Consider the following 17973-nt stretch of genomic DNA (forward strand, 5'->3'; position numbering starts at 1 on the left):
AGCTTTCTTATTGCAGTGAAGGGATACGAAGGCTATCTCTCACACTACGACTATTTATTAAGTAAATAGCAAACCATAACAGTAGCATTAGGGTGATACCGTTTGCCCAACTAAACGCACCATATTCAAGATGAACATGGTACAAAGTCAAAGCGAGCTGAGCACATACTGTTACCAGTGTAATGTACCTGCCCCAGCTTACAATTTTATTGACCCAGTTCCGTTCTAGGTTACGTAAGCCAATTAACCACATGAAAATTATGCTTGGTATTCCCATAGCCAACCCGACATACAACGTCGTTTGGTCTGGATAGACAATACCAAGGATTTTAGCACCACTTTCACGGCTTGCTCCTGCAACCACAAAAACAACCCAGGCTTTAGCCAATAAAATCCAACCTAGCCAAAGCCAAATTGGAGCTTTTAAAAATCCATTTTTATCATGTTGTTCAACCGAATAACGCACGAATCTGCTTACTGCTTATAACTAACTTTGCGTCACTTTACCGTAAATAGAAGTGCATGTGATCGTCTATTAACAAAATCTAGCAAAAATAAGGGTTCTTAAATGAGATTATTTGGGTATATGTTTAGGGTCTGTTGACCTTACTATCACTCTTGTTAATTGAGCGATACGAGAAATATCCAAACAATATAAGCAAGAGCACAGGTAGCCCCCACAGGATTGCATTCTTAACAGTTTTTGGTGGGTTATATAGAACAAACTCACCATAGCGAGCCGTCATAAACTCAATCACCTCCTGCTCACTTTGCCCTTCGTTGATTTTTTTGAATACAATCAAGCGCAAATCTTTCGCAATTGGAGAGTTTGATTCAACCAGATTTTGGTTCTGACATTGGGGGCAACGCAAAGACTTGGCGAGGTTAACCGCGACGACTTGCTGCTCTAGGGAATGAAACTCAAACAGTTCAACAAGCTCAGAGGCTTCTTTAGTCGGTGCAGAAAAAACCGCCTGCGTGTCGGCTATAGCGGCGTAGGTAGGAGAAAGGAATAGCAATACAAAGCAAAAAATACGAATCAAAGTGATCTCTCTTCATCAAAGTACGAACTAAAATGCTTTTGCCACACAAGCTCTGTTAATCGACCAATGTGTTTTTTTACAATCATACCTTCATTATTCACTAGGTAGGTTTCTGGCGTACCCACAACACCGAGATCAATAGCTAATTGACCTTTAGGATCGAATATCACATCACTAAATGGATTACCGTCATCTATTAAGTACTGCTGGGCTGCTCGCATATCATCACGATAATTCAAGCCGATAACAGGCACACCTTGTTGACTTAAACTCAATAGATAACTGTGTTCACTTCGGCAAACGCCACACCACGTTGCCCAAACATTTACGATTTGGTGTCCCCGCCCTATCATCACTTGTTCAGTTATCGTTTTATCACCAACGACCAGATCAACTGAACTAAAGCTAGGGAAGTTTCGAACGGCACCTTCAACCACCTTAGAGTTACTTTGATTGAAGATACTGATTATCGTTATGATCGCGAAGCTAAAGACAACTATCGTTAAGATGATTAAATTACGTAACTTGGACTTGCTCATGTTGCTCTACTCTTGTTTTTTTTGATGACATCATCGCCACAACCCCGCCTAACATCATCATAAAAGTACCAAACCAAACCCAGCGAATATACGCCTTGTACTGTATTTTTACCGCATAACTATTACTACTTAATTTCTCACCTAGAGTGACATAAATATCACCATGCCAAAAAATTTTGATAGCCGGTTCACTCATATTCATAACACGAACGGGATAATGACGACGTTCGGGTGAAACAGTAAATGACTGTCCATTTTGGTGAATCAACTCTATCTCAGCGCGCTCAGCGGTATAGTTAGGTCCAACAACCCAGTGAGTGTCATGATAAATAACCTGCCACTGCTGAAAATCAAACTGAGTCTCACTAGACAGCTTTCGCCCTAATTCATGTGAGTGCTCACTATTCATTACAGCACCAATACATGAAATAGCTATGCCTGCATGAGCCAATAGCGAAGCAAGTTGATTTAATTTATATCCAGCGGCAATGAACGTATATATGTGGCTCGCGATAACCCATATTGCCAGTATCCAAACAAACCATACAACACCTTTAATCTGTGTAACAAATAACTGCTCAGTCTGTAGTTGAGGATACTGAACTAGAGAAAGAAGCCCCACATAGCACACACTGCCCAATAACAGAGATAACCCAATAATAAATAAGCACTGTCTTAGCGTAACGTAATGACCTTTATACCACTTCAATAACGGACCGATACCCATGGCAACAAGAGATAACAGTGTAATGGGTAATATCAGCGTATTAAAATAAGGGGCACCAACAGAAATGCTACCTAGGCCAAAAAGCTCATACAGCATCGGATAAAAAGTGCCAAGAAACACGGTAAACGTAGTAACAACTAACAGCCCAATCGCGACATAAAGGAGATAGCTACGACTGACTAATGCTCGAACCGGCTGACTCGAAATTGCATCGAACTTGAAGACCAATAAACCTAACGAACCAATCAGTGCGGTTACTAAAATGAGCAGTAGAGCGATACCTTTACCTGGGTCAACTGCAAACGCATGAACAGATGTGAGCACCCCTGATCGAACAATAAATGTACCAAGAATACTAAAACAGAATGTCGAGATGGCGAGCCCGATTGCCCAACGATGAAACATTTTGTATCGATGTGCAGCTAGATGTGCGTGAAGTAGCGCAGTACCCGTTAACCAGGGTAACAGTGACGCATTTTCAACGGGATCCCAGAACCACCAACCTCCCCAGCCAAGCTCGTAATAGGCCCACCACGAACCTAATACAATTCCACCAGTTAAGAACACCCAAGAAACCAGTGTGAAATTACGACTCAAAGTTAACCATTCAACATCGAACTTGTCGCGCATCATTGATGCACAAGCAAAAGCCAGCACGGTTGCATAGCCGATGTAACCGAGATAAAGAAGAGGAGGGTGGAATATCAATCCGACATCTTGCAGCATCGGATTAAGATCACGACCTTCGCTCATGAACTCAAAAGATGGCGCGTATGGATTTGACGCGAGTAGGGTAAACCAAGAAAAAGCAGCAATTAACAAATTCATCAACCAAAGCACATCGCTTAAATACTGCGATCGAACTTGCTTAATGAAGGATATCACGGTTGCCCAACAACACAGTGTCATCACCCAAAATAGCATGGACCCTTGATGCCCACCCCAAATGGCCGCTATTTTGAAGAAGACAGGAAGTTGAGAATTTGAATGGGAGGCAACGTATTCAAGACCAAACTGGTCCGTCACAAACGCTGCTCCTAATAAGAGCAAACTTGATAAAGAGAGTAAGCCATTAAGTCGTGTAATTGGTAGCATCAAAGCATGTGTCTCTTGCTTATACCACCAACGCTCTACTACGTAATAAAATGCTAAAACTGAACTTAATACTGTAACCAAAAGTAGCGTTACAAAGCCTAACTCTCCTACCATTCTTATCCTTTTGACCTCATCGCTATAATGAAAACAATCTAGACGACTGTCATTTGTCCTGCATAGAGGATAAACGTTCTGAGCATTAACACACCCACTAAGCTCAAGGTCGTTACAACTAGTATAAAGCCGCTGTTATGACGAACTTCCTTCGGTGTTACTGCATTAAGCACTAGTGGTAAAATCATGCCCACTAGAATAACACCAATCCAGAACCATTTAGCCCAAAACCCACTCCCAATAGCATTCCAAGCTGCAAGCTCTGCTTGACCACCACTAAAGATAAGGCCAGTGAAGAAAGTAACAAGAACAAACAGTTCAAACAGTACAACAGGACGTTCAAAACCATGAACCCAACTAACACTCGGGCTGTTCATTGGCTCTTTAAACACCAATATACCAAACAGCAAACATGCCGCAGCACCTGATGACAAGCTAGAGAACAAAAATAATATCGGTAACACCGGATTATTGAGCATTGGGAAGGTTTGAAGCGCTGATAATAAGAAGCCCGTATAAGCAGCTAATGTAACGGCTAAGATGCCAAGAAAGACTTCAATAGCATTTTCAAACTGTCCTAGTTTCACCAATATTCCGTCAACAAAATCAAACTTACCCTGTAGTAAGCCTACGATTTGTTTCCTGAAGATGATACCAATCCAAGCAAACAGTACCGCCATGTAGATGTTAAACAGCATGACACCCATCGACATTACTGACGTCGGATTATAGAAAACCATGATCTTCCAAAAATCCAACGGCTTAGTTAAGTGGAAAACCAAAATAGTTAAGCCAACAACGATACCAAATGGCGCCAGAAAAGCCGTTGCTTTCATGATTCCATTGTCAGCAGCATCGCCTTCGATAACCTTCCTTTTTAAATATATTGAGATCATTACTGCACCCGCTGACATACCAGCTAAGAACAGATAGATTGCAATGATCCAATCCCATACGACCGTACCAGATTGAAATGCGGTAGCCCATGCACTCATGATCAAACCTCCCCTTTGTTATGCGGTATTTTGTACAACTTAGGCTTAGTACCTAAATGCAACTTATCTCGATAAACAACCTCATTATTGAGTAACTTGCTTATCTCACTCGCAGGGTCATTAAGATCGCCAAAGGTTAAAGCGTTCGTAGGACAAGATTCCACACACGCAGGTAATTTACCCTGTGCAAGATTAGTATCGCGGCAGAAGTTACATTTATCTGCTGAACCGTTTTCAGGATGGAAGAATCGTACTTGGTAAGGACACGCTAACAGGCAGTAGCCACAACCAACACACTTCTCTTGGTGAACATCGACAATACCGGTTTTTTCATCTTTATAGGCTGCACCCGTTGGGCAAACCATCACGCAAGGGGCGTTATCACAGTGTTGACAAGAATTACGTGTAAAGCGGTATTCAACATCAGGGAACTCACCTTTCGGCTCACTGCGGACAATCTCTAAGCGAGACACACCTTCAGGAACCTTGTTCACTTCGCGACACGCATCTGTACAGGCAGTACAACCGATACAAGCGTTTTCATCATGCACCATGCCATAAAGCCTAGTGCCATCTTGTTCAACGTTAGCCAACGTTTTTCGGCTACTTAGCGTGGCCGTTCCTGCTATACCAGTAGTAACAATTACCGCACCAGCGCCAGTTAAGAAGTTTCGTCTAGAACAGCTCATACTACTTCTCCTCTTCTTTTTGGTTAAAATCAGAGTGGCAATCCACACACATTTGGATTTTTTCTTTACGTTCTATTCCTAGAACTTTAGCCTTCTTAGCATGAACATCGTGGCAATTTGAGCAGGTAAGGTTTTTAGCGTGAACATCGTGTGTCCAACTCTTATCTTGTAACTTTTTAGGGGTATGACAATCAATACATTCACTGTTAGCCTTCAAAATCAGTTCAGGATCTTGAAAAACCTTATCCGTACCTTGTTTAGATTGTGCGCTGGAGTATTTGATGACTTCCGGGGCGCCTTCACGGTGATCCGGACTTATACTGTTATGACATTCCGTACAGTTGACTTCACGACCAAGAATCTTGTGCGCGTCCTCTCCATGGGAACCTGATAATGTCTCTTTTGAATCCTTATGACATTGGACACATTTATAGTCCTTGTCACGGATAAGCGTAACTTCATGTCGACCTGACGTATCTTCAGACTGCAAGGTTGAAGTATCGGCAACGGCATGAAGAGAATAACCATAGAGGCAGAATGCAAGAATAGACTTTAGCATTATGACTATGGCCAACTTTATATTGCCCATTTTATCCTTTCCTTATATCAGTGCTAATACAGGAACTGGTTATTAAAAACGATAATCATACTGTTAAGTGACAATTAAATGCTAATAATAACTATTCGCAACTATTATTTACTGATCAAATTTAACGTCTTCCAGAGTTATAAAAAACAAACCCTAAATGATATCAATTCTTATTTCGGAATAAGCCACAACGCTATATTGTTTATATTACGCGCCTGCCTATTTAGAGGTAGGGTATTAGTTCAAAAAGTAGACACGTATCACCCTATTTATTCTCAGGCCTTTGTCGCTAAGTGTTTGATAAAAATCAGGTTAACAGAACCAGAAATAACCCTTAAGGGGTAGAAAGGGGGAATCGTGAGCTACATCACCATTGTGAATTGATCTAAAACAATCTATTCAATGTAAGCAACTATTATTAATTGTTACATCCAGTAATATTATTAATAGTTCTCCAATTCTTTATTTCGATATAGCCAGTTCACAACGCTGTTTATAACAAAAACAGAATACGGAGATAACACTGTGAAAAAATTGCATTGGATTCCTAAATCCGCTGCAGCAATGATATTGGTAGCCGCCACTATATTTAGTGCTACGAGTTTTGCTGCATCAGAAAAAAAAGGATTAGCTGAAGCTGACCCTCGTAATGAAACTTACGAGCAAAACCACCCCGACCAATATAAGACTTGGAAAGCAACCTCAGAAAGTGAACAGATAGAAGATGCCCTAGCGGAAGATCCAAACATGGTCATCATGTGGGCAGGTTATGGTTTTGCTAAAGACTATAACAAAGCACGTGGTCACTTTTTCGCCCTTGACGATGTACGTCAAACACTGCGTACTGGTGGACCTCAAGATGAAAAGTCGGGTCCAATGCCAATGGCGTGTTGGAGCTGTAAAAGTCCAGATGTCGGCCGCGTTATTGAAGAGCGTGGAGAAGATGGATACTTTGAAGGTAAATGGGCACGTTTAGGCTCTGAAATTTCAAACCCTATCGGTTGTGCTGATTGTCACGATACTCGAAGTGAAGAGTTTAAAAATGGCGAGCCAGCTCTAGCCATCACTAAGCCTTATGTTGAGCGAGCTTTTGAAGCCATCGATAAGCCTTTTGAACATCAATCTCGTTTAGACCAACAGGCCTCTGTATGTGCTCAGTGTCACGTCGAGTACTACTTTACCGGACCAACTAAGGGCGTTAAGTTCCCTTGGGATATGGGTACCTCGGTTGAAGAAATGGAGCGCTACTATGACGCGCTTGGTTTTAAAGACTGGACACATAAAGTCTCTAAAGCACCAATGTTGAAAGCTCAACACCCGGGCTACGAGACTTGGCGTGATGGCATGCACGGTAAAAACAAAGTGGTTTGTGCCGATTGTCATATGCCAAAAGTAACCAAAGAAGACGGCACCGTTTATACGGATCATAAAGTGGGTAACCCATTTGATCGCTTCGAAGATACTTGTGCTCAGTGTCATACTCAATCTAAGCAAGTAATGCGTGATATCGTTTCAACTCGTAAAGCTCAAGTATTAAATATGAAGCTAACGGCAGAAAAACAAATTGTTGCAGCGCACTTTGAAGCTGGCGCAGCATGGGATGCCGGTGCAACGGAAGCAGAAATGGCACCAATTCTACAAGATATTCGTCATGCACAATGGCGTTGGGATTATGCTATAGCCTCTCACGGTGTCCATATGCACGCTCCTGAGGTCGCGCTTGAAGTGCTTGGAACAGCTGTCGACCGTGCTGCTGATGCCCGTACTAAACTTGTACGCTTGCTTGCGAAGAAAGGCATTACTGACCCGATTGAAATTCCAGACATTTCAACCAAAGAGAAAGCACAACAAGCTCTTGGTATGGATATGGATGGCATGAACAAAGAGAAGCAAGACTTCTTGAAAACGGTTGTTCCTAATTGGGAAAAAGCCGCAGAGAAACGTCAAGCTGATTACTAAGCTACACTAAAAATCACAACAGCAATAAAGAGCCAAGTTCATAACTTGGCTCTTTTTTTATCAATCATATCTAGCCCAGAAACACTGCCTTGAACGCTAATTTACACGACTCTAAAACTGCCCTGACTCTTCACCATACAATGACATAGACTTCATACGCAGCTGATTTATCTATACGTTTTATCCTTACTATATCGCCCAAGTAATACACCTAGTCAGGATATAACAATGAATATTAAAGCCATTGCTTTAGCAATAACCGGCATACTTGTACTCGCAGCATGTAAAGAAGAGGCATCTATCCCAACAGGGCCGACACACGCAACAATTACACTGGTAGAAGCCGTAACAGAGTCAACTAAAACACCACACAAAGTGTGTAATGACGTTGTTGTGACAAAACAGGCAGAAGTCAAAGATGATGGAAAAGTTTTAGGAACACTTGGCGGGGCCGCAGCAGGCGCAGCACTTGGTAATCAAGTCGGTGGCGGCTCGGGTAAAACAGTCGCAACCGCGGTCGGTACCGTTGCGGGGGCAATGACAGGCAGACAGATTCAAGAAAATGCTCAGAAGAATAGTACTACGACAACGACAGAAATACGCTGTACTACAGAGTACACCAACTCGACAGATGTCGTGGGCTACGATGTCACTTATGAAATTGCGGGAATTTCAACAACAGTTCGAACGGACAATCAGCCTCAAAGTAATACCTTTCCAATTATTGATGGGAAGGTAATTATTCCCCATTAAAAGATAATGAATTAATCATCATTTCTACTACACAACCTGACTATTTAGTTTTTCAGGTTGTGTCACTAATTCAACTACCCCTGCGATAAGGTAACTCTAGTTACTAAGCAAACCCTTAGCTTCAAATTCATTGATGGCAAACAGGCTATATTTCGTAAAACCAAGAATCGTTCGCTACGTTCAGTAACTCAGGTGCACTCCCGTCCAATTGATAGATGTGAAATGCTTGCAACGGCGGTGAATACACATGTAACGTCACTAAAGGTAAATCATCAGACTGTAAGTTAGATATCTGGTGAATGTCATCATCTTGCCCTACCGTGACAGACCCTTCTTTATAAAAAGTGGAATTTGTCGCGTAAATTTGACCATTGTCTGCGGTGTCAAATACCGTTTCAGTCGCGTCTCCGAGTAAGATTTTCACACCACATGCAGAATTAAGGTGATCATGTATCTTGCTGCGCTGACCATTTAGCCAACTAAGAATAAGAATTTCACATTGCTCACTACGAAACAAACGCCTACGGCAATAGTTCTCTTTTTGAAAACTCGCGAGACGTTTTACTTCCCCATTGCTCAACGTAACCTTATCCAGCAAATAACGAATAGTAGACAGTGATAGTGGTTTATTCGCCGCTTCCATATGAACTAGAAACTCATCAAAGCATATAGTGTCATCAGAGCCGATTAAGCTGCGCAGCGAATTTGTACTAGTTGCCGTATTAGTAGATTCGGACAAGCGATCTCCTCAGAAGAGATTTACTCTTTTGCTTATTGCACACCTACTAAACAATAGACCAAACACTCCTAAGCAGCATTCTGTTCACTAGAAATTCGCATAGCATCAAACTTCGTTTTCTCATCGTAAGTTTGACTAAACTGCTCTATTAGCTGCGCGACATGTGATTCATCAATTTTCTCTCCGACCCAAACGATTTGTTGGCAGCGATGGTCGAACAGATTCACAGCTCGATAGAAGTTTGCACCAGTAGTTTCCATAACCTCACCGCTCAGTCTTTCCACCGATGTTTGCACAGGCTTAATGAGTTCTTTTTGGCCCAATGACGATTCAATTCGATAAAGATAACCATCTTCTATTTTCTGTCGGCTCCAGTATTCAAATAAATCACAGTTCAGAATCACCCTTGATAACAGTACAGCAGATGACGACATGGAAAGTGGGGAAATATTCACTGGCGTATGCTTGAACTCGGGCTGCCCCGACAAGCCATCGCTAATGGGTAAAATGAGCTCACAAGGTTTACTCTGTTTCGCAGTTACCGCATTCCAGTGTATTGGCATAAAGAGTTGATCTTCACTCACCTCTTTAGTGGTGGTTGCACGGGCAATCACCTTACCAATCTGGCTGGTCACCTCAACCAATTGCCCATCTAAGATGTCATACGTTTGAGCAGTAATAGGGTGAATTTGTACATAAGGCTCTGAAGCATGAGACGCTAGCCTTGCTGATAGCCCCGTTCGAGACATGGTATGCCAGTGATCTCGTGTTCGACCACTGTTAAGCACCAGTGGATAGCTCTTATCTGTCTCGCCTAATGGTTTTGCATGCTGAACCGCAATGAACTGCGCTTTTCCGCTAGTAGTATAAAAACGATAGTCGCTAAACAGTGAGCGGTGCACAAGCTCAGATTGAAGCTCTAGCACGGGCCATTGCTGTGGCGTTAATCGGCTATAGCCTAGGTCATCAAGCTGAGTAAGCCCAATAAGATTTAAATCTCTTGGTTTCTCTTCATGGCCTAATGCCGTTAACTGGGCATATTCACTGAAAACCTCTCCTTCATGGCGATAACTGAAACTATCTTCAAAGCCCATATTTTTCGCAACTTCACTGACTATCCACCAATCGGGCTTCGCGCTCCCGGGGCTAGGTAGCAATCGACGTTGCCTTGAGATTCGACGTTCTGAGTTGGTGACGGTTCCTGACTTCTCACTCCAGCCTTGAGCGGGCAATAACAAATCTGCCATTCGCGTGGTTTCAGTATCTTCAATACAATCTGACACAACGACAAATGGGCAGGTTTCTAATGCTGCTTTAATTTTATCGCTATCGGGCAGGCTCACCATAGGGTTGGTGCCCATGATCCACACCGCTTTGATCTTACCTTCTTTCATGGCATCAAACATGTCGATGGCTTTTAGCCCTGCCTTTTTAGCTAGTGAATCAGTTTGCCAGAAATCACTGATCATTTGATGCTGTGTCGGGTCATCAAATTCCATGTGGGCTGCAAGCGTATTGGCCAGTGCCCCAACCTCACGGCCGCCCATTGCGTTAGGCTGACCAGTCACAGAGAATGGACCAGATCCTACGTTACCTATTTGCCCCGTTGCTAGGTGGCAGTTAATTATACTGTTCACCTTATCGCAGCCTTGGCTCGATTGGTTCACGCCTTGAGAATAGATAGTGACGACTTTATTGGCACCAGCGAACGTTTGATAAAAATCGATAAGATCTTGGTTATCGACCCCAGTTTCAATTTCAGCGTTGCTTTCTAGCGTCGATTGCTTTAAAGCCTTATCAAAGCCCTGAGTGTGCTGTGATACAAAGGTATGATCTACGTGCCCGTTCTCATCTAAATAGCTCAGCAAGCCATTGAACAAAGCAACATCAGAACCTGATTTAACACCGAGATGAAGATCCGCGATGCTACAAGTCTCTGTTTCTCTAGGATCAATAACGACCACTTTCATCGCGGGGTTCGCTTGCTTGGCTTGACGCAATCGCTGAAAAAGCACCGGATGGCACCAAGCTAAGTTTGATCCCACAATCACAACCACATCGGTTTGTTCAATATCTTGATAGCTAACCGGAACGGTATCGGTACCAAATGCGCGTTTATGTCCTACTACGGATGAAGCCATACAGAGGCGAGAGTTACTATCGATATTGCTACTGCCAATAAATCCTTTCATCAACTTATTGGCGACGTAATAGTCTTCAGTTAACAACTGACCGGATACGTAAAATGCGACTGAATCTGGGCCGTACTCGTTGATTGCTTGATTAAACTTATCGGCAACCAATTCTACTGCATCATCCCAAGCAAGGCTTTTTGTTTGCTCACCCTGTCTATTCTCGCGAAAAGTAGGATGAAGCAGTCGCCCGTCATGAATAACGGTATCGCCTAGTGCTATCCCTTTGGTACATAGCTTACCAAAGTTCGATGGGTGCTCTTGGTCGCCACGAACTTCCAGTTTCCCTGACGACATTGGCCTTGCTTCTACACCACAGCCGACACCGCAATAGGCGCAGGTTGTTTTAATCCATCCTTCGTTATTCGTATTCATTATTGCCTCATCCACATTGAGTCTAATTCTTCTACTTACGTAATCTGCAACATTTACGCCAAGCTCAACAAAATGAACGCATCAATTTCGATCAACACACATTACTTAATAATCAATAACTTATATAAACAACAAAGACCACATACCCATAAATGGGTAGAGTTCGCATTATGTTAGTGCGTACTTTTGCACCAAGTTACAACCTATTGCACCATAAACGCCCAATAACTCGCATTTTTGATTCGTTAGCCGTGCTACAAAAGCAAGTCAAACCGCCACGAATCAATCCTTATCCAATTGAAATATAAGAATTAATAATTTGTTTTCACAAATAAATTTCGCTTTGGCACTCTCCTTGCTCTAATCCAATTAATCAATTTCAACCCATCAGTTTGCAGTTAATGGAGTAACGCAATGAAGATAAATTCTAAGCAGTACGGGGTTGTCACCTTAGTTAGCGCAGGTCCTGGTGATCCAGAGCTACTGACAATTAAGGCTGCTAAAGCCATCAATAATGCTGAAGTCATTGTTTTTGACAATTTAGTCAGCAAAGAAATTCGAGCGACCTTCCCTGATCATGTTGAAAAAATTTACGTTGGTAAAAAGAAAGGCAGCCACAGTAGAACTCAAGATGAAATAAACCAGCTAATGATTGAGCTTGCGACTCATGGGAAAAGCATTTGCCGAGTGAAAGGTGGCGATGCCTTTATATTTGGACGTGGTAGTGAAGAGATGTTGCTGCTTGCTCAAAATGGCATTCGTGTTGACGTGATTCCTGGTATTACTGCAGCGTCTGGTTGTTCTACTTATTCTCAAATTCCATTAACACATCGCGGTATCGCGCAAGGTTGTACCTTTATCACCGCGCACGCCGATAAAACACTCTCAATTAAATGGGAGGCGTTAGCTTCTCTAAAACAGACCCTGGTTATCTATATGGGTCTTAGCCAGACAGACATGATTAGCCAACAATTGTTGTCTTCGGGTATGGATGAAAACACCCCTATCGCTTTCATAGAAAAAGGGTGTACCCAAGAACAAAAAACAGTTATTGGCACACTCAATCAGCTGACTGAACTCAAAGAGCAACACAATATTCAATCTCCCGCTCTAATTGTTATCGGCCAAGTCGTCTCTATCTCTGAGAAAATGCAATGGCTAGAGAAGCGAACCAAACACTCTGTCGAGAGTGAAAATCAGGAAGATAATCAACAATTAAAACTGTCGGCATAAACAATATTCGAAGAACAGAATCTAATTATAAATTTACACAGGAAGTCAAAAAATGAGCAAACAAAGGATTGTGGTCGTGGGCAACGGAATGGTTGGTCACAAGTTCATTGATACTTTAATCAAGTCACCAAGCGATGATGTTGAAATCATCACCTTCAGTGAAGAGAAGTATCTAGCGTACGATCGTGTTCAACTTACATCGTATTTCAATGGTAAAAGCGCCGAAGATCTGGCAATGACCAGCGAAGCTTACTATCAAGAAAACGGCGTTAGCTACGTCGTGAATGAGAAAGTCACCTCTCTCGATACCGACAATAACCAAGTTGTTACCGCAAACGGACGTATTGAAGCTTACGATAAATTGATTCTTGCAACGGGCTCTTTCCCTTTTGTTCCACCTATTCCGGGCAACGACCAAGAACATTGTCACGTATATCGCACCTTAGATGACCTTGATGCTATCGAACTGTCGAGCAAACAAAGTAAAACAGGCGTGGTTATTGGGGGAGGACTATTGGGTCTTGAAGCGGCGAACGCTCTGAAAAACCTCAATATTGAAACGCATGTCGTAGAATTCGCGCCTCGCCTAATGGCCGTTCAGCTTGATGCGGGTGGAGGCGACCTACTTAGACGTAAAATTGAAGACCTTGGCGTGATGGTTCATACCGAGAAAGCGACCTCGGAGATCGTGGCAGGAGAAAGCGCTCGATACCGTATGAACTTTGCAGACGGTAGCCACATTGAAACTGACATGATTGTTTTCTCGGCGGGTATTCGCCCTCAAGACGAACTCGCTCGTGATACCGCTATTGAGCTTGGCGGCCGTGGAGGTATTGTTATCAACAACCAATGCCAGACAAGCCTTCCTGATGTATACGCCATCGGCGAATGTGCTCTTTGGGATCAAAAAGTCTACGGATTAGTAGCGCCTGGTTACCAAATGGCAAAAGTAGCCGCGACTCATATTCTTTCTAGCCTCCCTACTTCAAAAGAAGCAAGCGACCTCGAATTTACTGGCGCAGACATGAGCACCAAACTTAAGCTTCTTGGCGTTGATGTGGCGAGTATTGGTGAGGTTCACGACAAAACACCTGGCGCACTTTCGTATACCTACAGTGATGAAATCGAGCAGGTCTATAAACGCTTAATCATCTCTGAAGATGGAAAGAAAATCGTTGGCGCAGTCTTAGTGGGTGATGCCGAGGCTTATGGGACGTTGCTGCAGATGATGCAAAACGATATGCCACTGCCAGAAAACCCTTCCGTGCTTATTCTTCCTAACGTGGCACAAGATGAGTCTGCAGGAATGGGGATTGAAGCCCTACCCGATACCGCAATGATCTGCTCATGTTTTGATGTGACTAAAGGTGATATCAAGCAAGCCGTTGCCGCTGGTTGTACAACAATGGCTTCACTGAAAGAGACCACCAACGCATCAACAGGGTGTGGCGGCTGTAGCGCTCTTGCGAAACAGGTTCTCGATAGCGAATTAAGCAGCTTGGGTGTTGAGGTCAACAATGATATCTGTGAGCACTTTGCTTATTCTCGCCAAGAGCTAAGCGATATTGTTCGCGTCAACAAAATCCAAACCTTCGACTCAATTTTAGACTCTCATGGTAAAGGTCTTGGCTGTACCATTTGTAAGCCAGCTATCGGTTCTATCTTGGCCTCTTACTGGAATGATTACATTCTGGAAGACGAACATATTGAGCTTCAAGATACCAATGATGTCTACCTTGGTAACATGCAAAAAGACGGAACCTATTCTGTCGTACCACGCATCGCGGGCGGTGAGATCACCCCTGACCGTCTCATCGTGTTGGGTGAGGTTGCTAAAAAATACGACCTTTACACCAAGATCACTGGTGGCCAACGTGTCGACTTATTTGGCGCTCAACTTAATGAACTACCAGCGATTTGGAAAGAGCTCATAGACGCAGGGTTTGAAACCGGACACGCTTACGGAAAGTCAGTACGTACGGTTAAATCATGCGTGGGCAGCACTTGGTGTCGTTACGGTGTAGGTGACAGTGTTGGCTTCGCCATTGATATCGAAAATCGCTACAAAGGACTTCGTTCTCCACACAAACTCAAGTTTGCTGTCTCTGGTTGTACCCGTGAGTGTGCAGAAGCTCAGTCTAAAGATATCGGTATTATCGCGACAGATAAGGGCTGGAACTTATACGTCTGTGGTAACGGTGGTATGAGACCACGCCATGCCGACCTATTTGCAAGCGATCTCGATACACCCACTCTGGTTAAATACATCGACCGCGTTCTGATGTTCTATATCCGTACAGCTGACCGTCTACAACGTACATCAGTATGGTTAGAAAACCTAGAAGGCGGCATTGAATACCTCAAACAAGTTGTCATTGAAGATAAGCTTGGCTTGGCGGAAGAACTAGAAAAAGAGATCGAACTGAATATCTCTAAATACCAGTGTGAATGGAAAACAACCATTGAAAACCCACAAAAATTGAAACGCTTTAAGCACTTTGTAAACAGTGACCAAACGGATCAAAACCTAACGTTTACCACTCTACGAGAACAGCGATTCCCAACACCTACGACTAAACATGATTTTGGTAAAGAAATCGATGTCGTTGAAGTGTAAATAACCGCTTTAGTTAACGCTATACCCTAAGTAATTGGTGTTGCAGTCGGGCGACAAGTGAGTGAGACCCCATGGGCATAGATCGCCTATGTGATTGGGGGGAATAAGCCCGCTAGCAATCTGCACGTTCAAGTACGAAGGGGGATATTTAAGATTAAGTAATGATTAGGAGAGAACTCATGGAAAACTGGATTACCGTTTGTTTAACAGAAGATTTAACCCCAAACATGGGCGTTTGTGCCAAGGTCGAGGAAGAGCAAGTCGCCATCTTTTACTGTGGCAGAAACAGTAAGCTGTATGCGCTATCTAATTTAGACCCATTCAGCGGTGCGAACGTTATCTCGAGAGGCATCATCGGTTCATTGAACGACGAGCCATGCGTCGCGTCGCCGCTGTACAAACAGCACTTCAATTTGGAAACAGGCGTATGTCTTGAAGAGCCTCAACATCAGTTAGCCACATACCCTGTGCGCCTTAACGACAACGAGGTTCAAGTTCAGTTGCCTGAGCCCGTCGCGGCTTAATGACTCAATTAGCATTTCATCAACGGATGCTTTGCATCAGACGATGAGAATAGATAACCAGAATGAGTCGATCTGAAATAATTGGAACTGTGAAACAACAGCAGTTATGAAAAACAGTGGCTCATTCAAAAACTTCGCCTATCAGGATTAATTACTATGGATAGTACAGCCTTTTCGTTATTTTCTTTTAAAGGAAAAATGAAGGTGTTACACCTCAGTTGGATGGCATTTTTTATCACATTTATCGTGTGGTTTAACTTTGCTCCCTTGTTATCAATGGTCAAAGAAACACTTGGTTTGACCAATGAAGAAATCAAAACCCTGCTTATACTCAATGTCGCGTTAACCATTCCTGCGCGAGTATTAATCGGGATGCTTACCGACAAATACGGCCCGAAAATAGTCTACTCAGCCTTGCTCGCGGTCTGCTCTATTCCTTGTTTCATGTTTGCATTTGCCGATTCCTTTATCCAAGCGGCTATTGCTCGTTTCCTAATTGGCTTTATTGGCGCTGGTTTCGTTATCGGTATCCGACTCGTTTCTGAATGGTTTCCTCACGATGAACTAGGAACAGCAGAAGGCATCTACGGTGGCTGGGGCAACTTTGGCTCTGCGGCCGCTGCATTTAGCCTTCCTACTCTAGCACTCGTATTCGGTGGCGATGAAGGGTGGCGTTACGCTGTCGGCATTACTGGGTTAATGAGCTTAGCTTTCTCTTTTATTTTCTACGCCAATGTAGAAGACACACCAAAAGGCGCAACCTATTTCAGGCCTAAGCACTTAACGGCAATGGAAGTCACCAGTAAGGGCGATTTCTATTTCCTGCTTATTATGAAGATTCCAATGTACGCTGCGCTTGCGTTACTTGGATGGAAATTATCGCCTTCAGGTATCGGCATGCTGTCCGACTTTACTATCACTTGTCTCTACCTATCGTTAGTACTTTTATACGCCTACGAAGTCAGCCAAGTGTGGAAAGTAAATAAGAATATCTTCACCAAACCAGTGCCTGAGATTCATCGCTATAAATTCAAGCAGGTTGCTGTGCTCAATATTTTGTATTTTGCTACTTTTGGATCTGAGCTTGCTGTGATCTCAATGCTACCGCTGTTCTTTTCTGAGACGTTTGAATTGACTCCAGTAATGGCCGGTATGGTTGCATCTGCATACGCCTTCATGAACTTGATGTCTCGCCCTGGTGGCGGCTGGATCTCTGATAGGTGTGGTCGTAAGCCAACGCTGCTAATTCTGACCGCGGGTCTCGCCATCGGTTACTTTTTAATGGGGCAAGTAGAGAGTGATTGGCCGCTATGGTTAGCTGTTGCTGCTGCGATGGCATGTTCTTTCTTTGTTCAAGCGGGTGAAGGGGCTGTGTTTGCGACAGTACCATTAATCAAGCGCAGAATGACCGGCCAGATCGCTGGGATGACGGGCGCATATGGTAACGTGGGAGCAGTGGTTTATCTCACGGTCTTATCATTTGTAGACTACAGCACCTTCTTCTTTGTGATTGCCGGTACAGCGGTGGTTGGATTTGCCACATTACTGATGATGGAAGAGCCAAATGGTCAAATTGCAGAGGTCAATGAAGATGGGAGTGTCACTATGATTGATGTGTCTCATTAGCATCAATCAAAGCTAGGCATTATAAAAATCGGGGATATTGGTTCCTCTGAATTATTAGGGCACAGAGTGCTTGCACACCACTTTATGCCCTGTCGTAATAATACTGACTGCCAATATCGTTCAGAAGCTCTGCTCCAGCAGGGCTTTTGTTCAGTTTTAAAATC

At 43.3% G+C, this 17973-nt stretch carries 15 protein-coding genes; 6 read left to right on the top strand and 9 right to left on the bottom strand.

What is annotated here, in order from left to right:
* Positions 1–7: 7 nt before the first annotated feature.
* The 7 genes from L4D20_RS06660 to nrfB form a co-directional block, all read right to left on the bottom strand.
* Positions 8–466, bottom strand: a complete 459-nt coding sequence (locus tag L4D20_RS06660; RefSeq protein WP_428800814.1) for a DUF2919 domain-containing protein — start codon at positions 464–466, stop codon at positions 8–10.
* A gap of 124 nt (positions 467–590) precedes the next feature.
* Positions 591–1040 (bottom strand): heme lyase NrfEFG subunit NrfF, encoded by a 450-nt coding sequence (gene nrfF / locus L4D20_RS06665; protein ID WP_428801267.1) that lies wholly within the window; start codon positions 1038–1040, stop codon positions 591–593.
* Positions 1040–1582 carry a DsbE family thiol:disulfide interchange protein gene (locus tag L4D20_RS06670; protein WP_428800815.1) on the bottom strand — a complete coding sequence of 181 codons (543 nt, stop codon included), beginning with the start codon at positions 1580–1582 and terminating at the stop codon, positions 1040–1042. Before L4D20_RS06670 ends, nrfF begins: the two co-directional genes overlap by 1 nt.
* A complete protein-coding gene (locus L4D20_RS06675; RefSeq protein ID WP_428800816.1) occupies positions 1560–3518 on the bottom strand; it encodes a heme lyase CcmF/NrfE family subunit in 1959 nt (652 codons plus the stop codon). Before L4D20_RS06675 ends, L4D20_RS06670 begins: the two co-directional genes overlap by 23 nt.
* A 38-nt stretch (positions 3519–3556) precedes the next feature.
* On the bottom strand, positions 3557–4513 hold the full coding sequence (gene nrfD / locus L4D20_RS06680; RefSeq protein ID WP_428800817.1) for a cytochrome c nitrite reductase subunit NrfD: 957 nt from the start codon (positions 4511–4513) through the stop codon (positions 3557–3559).
* Between the two features lie 2 nt (positions 4514–4515).
* Positions 4516–5202: a cytochrome c nitrite reductase Fe-S protein gene (gene nrfC, locus L4D20_RS06685; protein WP_428800818.1), complete on the bottom strand. Its 687-nt coding sequence runs from the start codon at positions 5200–5202 to the stop codon at positions 4516–4518.
* 1 nt (position 5203) lies between these two features.
* On the bottom strand, positions 5204–5791 hold the full coding sequence (gene nrfB, locus L4D20_RS06690) for a cytochrome c nitrite reductase pentaheme subunit (RefSeq protein WP_428800819.1): 588 nt from the start codon (positions 5789–5791) through the stop codon (positions 5204–5206).
* A 564-nt stretch (positions 5792–6355) separates the two neighbouring features.
* On the opposite strand from nrfB, the gene nrfA reads away from it, so the two are divergent.
* Both nrfA and L4D20_RS06700 read left to right on the top strand, forming a co-directional pair.
* Positions 6356–7750 (top strand): ammonia-forming nitrite reductase cytochrome c552 subunit, encoded by a 1395-nt coding sequence (gene nrfA, locus L4D20_RS06695; protein WP_428801268.1) that lies wholly within the window; start codon positions 6356–6358, stop codon positions 7748–7750.
* A 228-nt stretch (positions 7751–7978) separates the two neighbouring features.
* Positions 7979–8503 (top strand): glycine zipper 2TM domain-containing protein, encoded by a 525-nt coding sequence (locus tag L4D20_RS06700; RefSeq protein ID WP_428800820.1) that lies wholly within the window; start codon positions 7979–7981, stop codon positions 8501–8503.
* A 145-nt stretch (positions 8504–8648) separates the two neighbouring features.
* Here the strand turns inward: L4D20_RS06700 and L4D20_RS06705 are convergent, their stop codons facing one another.
* Together L4D20_RS06705 and L4D20_RS06710 are read right to left on the bottom strand one after the other, a co-directional pair.
* A complete protein-coding gene (locus tag L4D20_RS06705) occupies positions 8649–9242 on the bottom strand; it encodes a cysteine dioxygenase (RefSeq protein ID WP_428800821.1) in 594 nt (197 codons plus the stop codon).
* 68 nt (positions 9243–9310) lie between these two features.
* On the bottom strand, positions 9311–11809 hold the full coding sequence (locus L4D20_RS06710) for a molybdopterin oxidoreductase family protein (RefSeq protein ID WP_428800822.1): 2499 nt from the start codon (positions 11807–11809) through the stop codon (positions 9311–9313).
* Between the two features lie 414 nt (positions 11810–12223).
* Between L4D20_RS06710 and cobA the strand changes: the two genes are divergently transcribed.
* The 4 genes from cobA (at position 12224) to L4D20_RS06730 (ending at position 17809) form a co-directional block, all read left to right on the top strand.
* The gene (gene cobA / locus L4D20_RS06715; protein WP_428800823.1) at positions 12224–13042 is read left to right on the top strand and encodes a uroporphyrinogen-III C-methyltransferase; all 819 of its coding nucleotides are present in this window, start codon (positions 12224–12226) and stop codon (positions 13040–13042) included.
* A 52-nt stretch (positions 13043–13094) separates the two neighbouring features.
* Positions 13095–15659 carry a nitrite reductase large subunit NirB gene (gene nirB / locus L4D20_RS06720; protein WP_428800824.1) on the top strand — a complete coding sequence of 855 codons (2565 nt, stop codon included), beginning with the start codon at positions 13095–13097 and terminating at the stop codon, positions 15657–15659.
* Between the two features lie 179 nt (positions 15660–15838).
* Positions 15839–16183: a nitrite reductase small subunit NirD gene (nirD, locus tag L4D20_RS06725; RefSeq protein ID WP_428800825.1), complete on the top strand. Its 345-nt coding sequence runs from the start codon at positions 15839–15841 to the stop codon at positions 16181–16183.
* A 156-nt stretch (positions 16184–16339) separates the two neighbouring features.
* A complete protein-coding gene (locus L4D20_RS06730; RefSeq protein WP_428800826.1) occupies positions 16340–17809 on the top strand; it encodes a NarK family nitrate/nitrite MFS transporter in 1470 nt (489 codons plus the stop codon).
* Positions 17810–17973 lie beyond the last annotated feature (164 nt).

This window comes from Vibrio kyushuensis (assembly GCF_050337325.1).
GTDB classification, from domain to species: Bacteria; Pseudomonadota; Gammaproteobacteria; order Enterobacterales; family Vibrionaceae; genus Vibrio; species Vibrio kyushuensis.

Coding starts and splice junctions, on each gene's coding strand:
- nrfD (WP_428800817.1), bottom strand. CDS start 4,513: ATGAGTGCATGGGCTACCGCATTTCAATCTGGTACGGTCGTATGGGAT.
- nirD (WP_428800825.1), top strand. CDS start 15,839: ATGGAAAACTGGATTACCGTTTGTTTAACAGAAGATTTAACCCCAAAC.
- L4D20_RS06700 (WP_428800820.1), top strand. CDS start 7,979: ATGAATATTAAAGCCATTGCTTTAGCAATAACCGGCATACTTGTACTC.
- nrfA (WP_428801268.1), top strand. CDS start 6,356: ATGATATTGGTAGCCGCCACTATATTTAGTGCTACGAGTTTTGCTGCA.
- L4D20_RS06675 (WP_428800816.1), bottom strand. CDS start 3,518: ATGGTAGGAGAGTTAGGCTTTGTAACGCTACTTTTGGTTACAGTATTA.
- L4D20_RS06730 (WP_428800826.1), top strand. CDS start 16,340: ATGGATAGTACAGCCTTTTCGTTATTTTCTTTTAAAGGAAAAATGAAG.
- L4D20_RS06710 (WP_428800822.1), bottom strand. CDS start 11,809: ATGAATACGAATAACGAAGGATGGATTAAAACAACCTGCGCCTATTGC.
- nrfC (WP_428800818.1), bottom strand. CDS start 5,202: ATGAGCTGTTCTAGACGAAACTTCTTAACTGGCGCTGGTGCGGTAATT.
- nirB (WP_428800824.1), top strand. CDS start 13,095: ATGAGCAAACAAAGGATTGTGGTCGTGGGCAACGGAATGGTTGGTCAC.
- cobA (WP_428800823.1), top strand. CDS start 12,224: ATGAAGATAAATTCTAAGCAGTACGGGGTTGTCACCTTAGTTAGCGCA.
- nrfB (WP_428800819.1), bottom strand. CDS start 5,791: ATGGGCAATATAAAGTTGGCCATAGTCATAATGCTAAAGTCTATTCTT.
- L4D20_RS06670 (WP_428800815.1), bottom strand. CDS start 1,582: ATGAGCAAGTCCAAGTTACGTAATTTAATCATCTTAACGATAGTTGTC.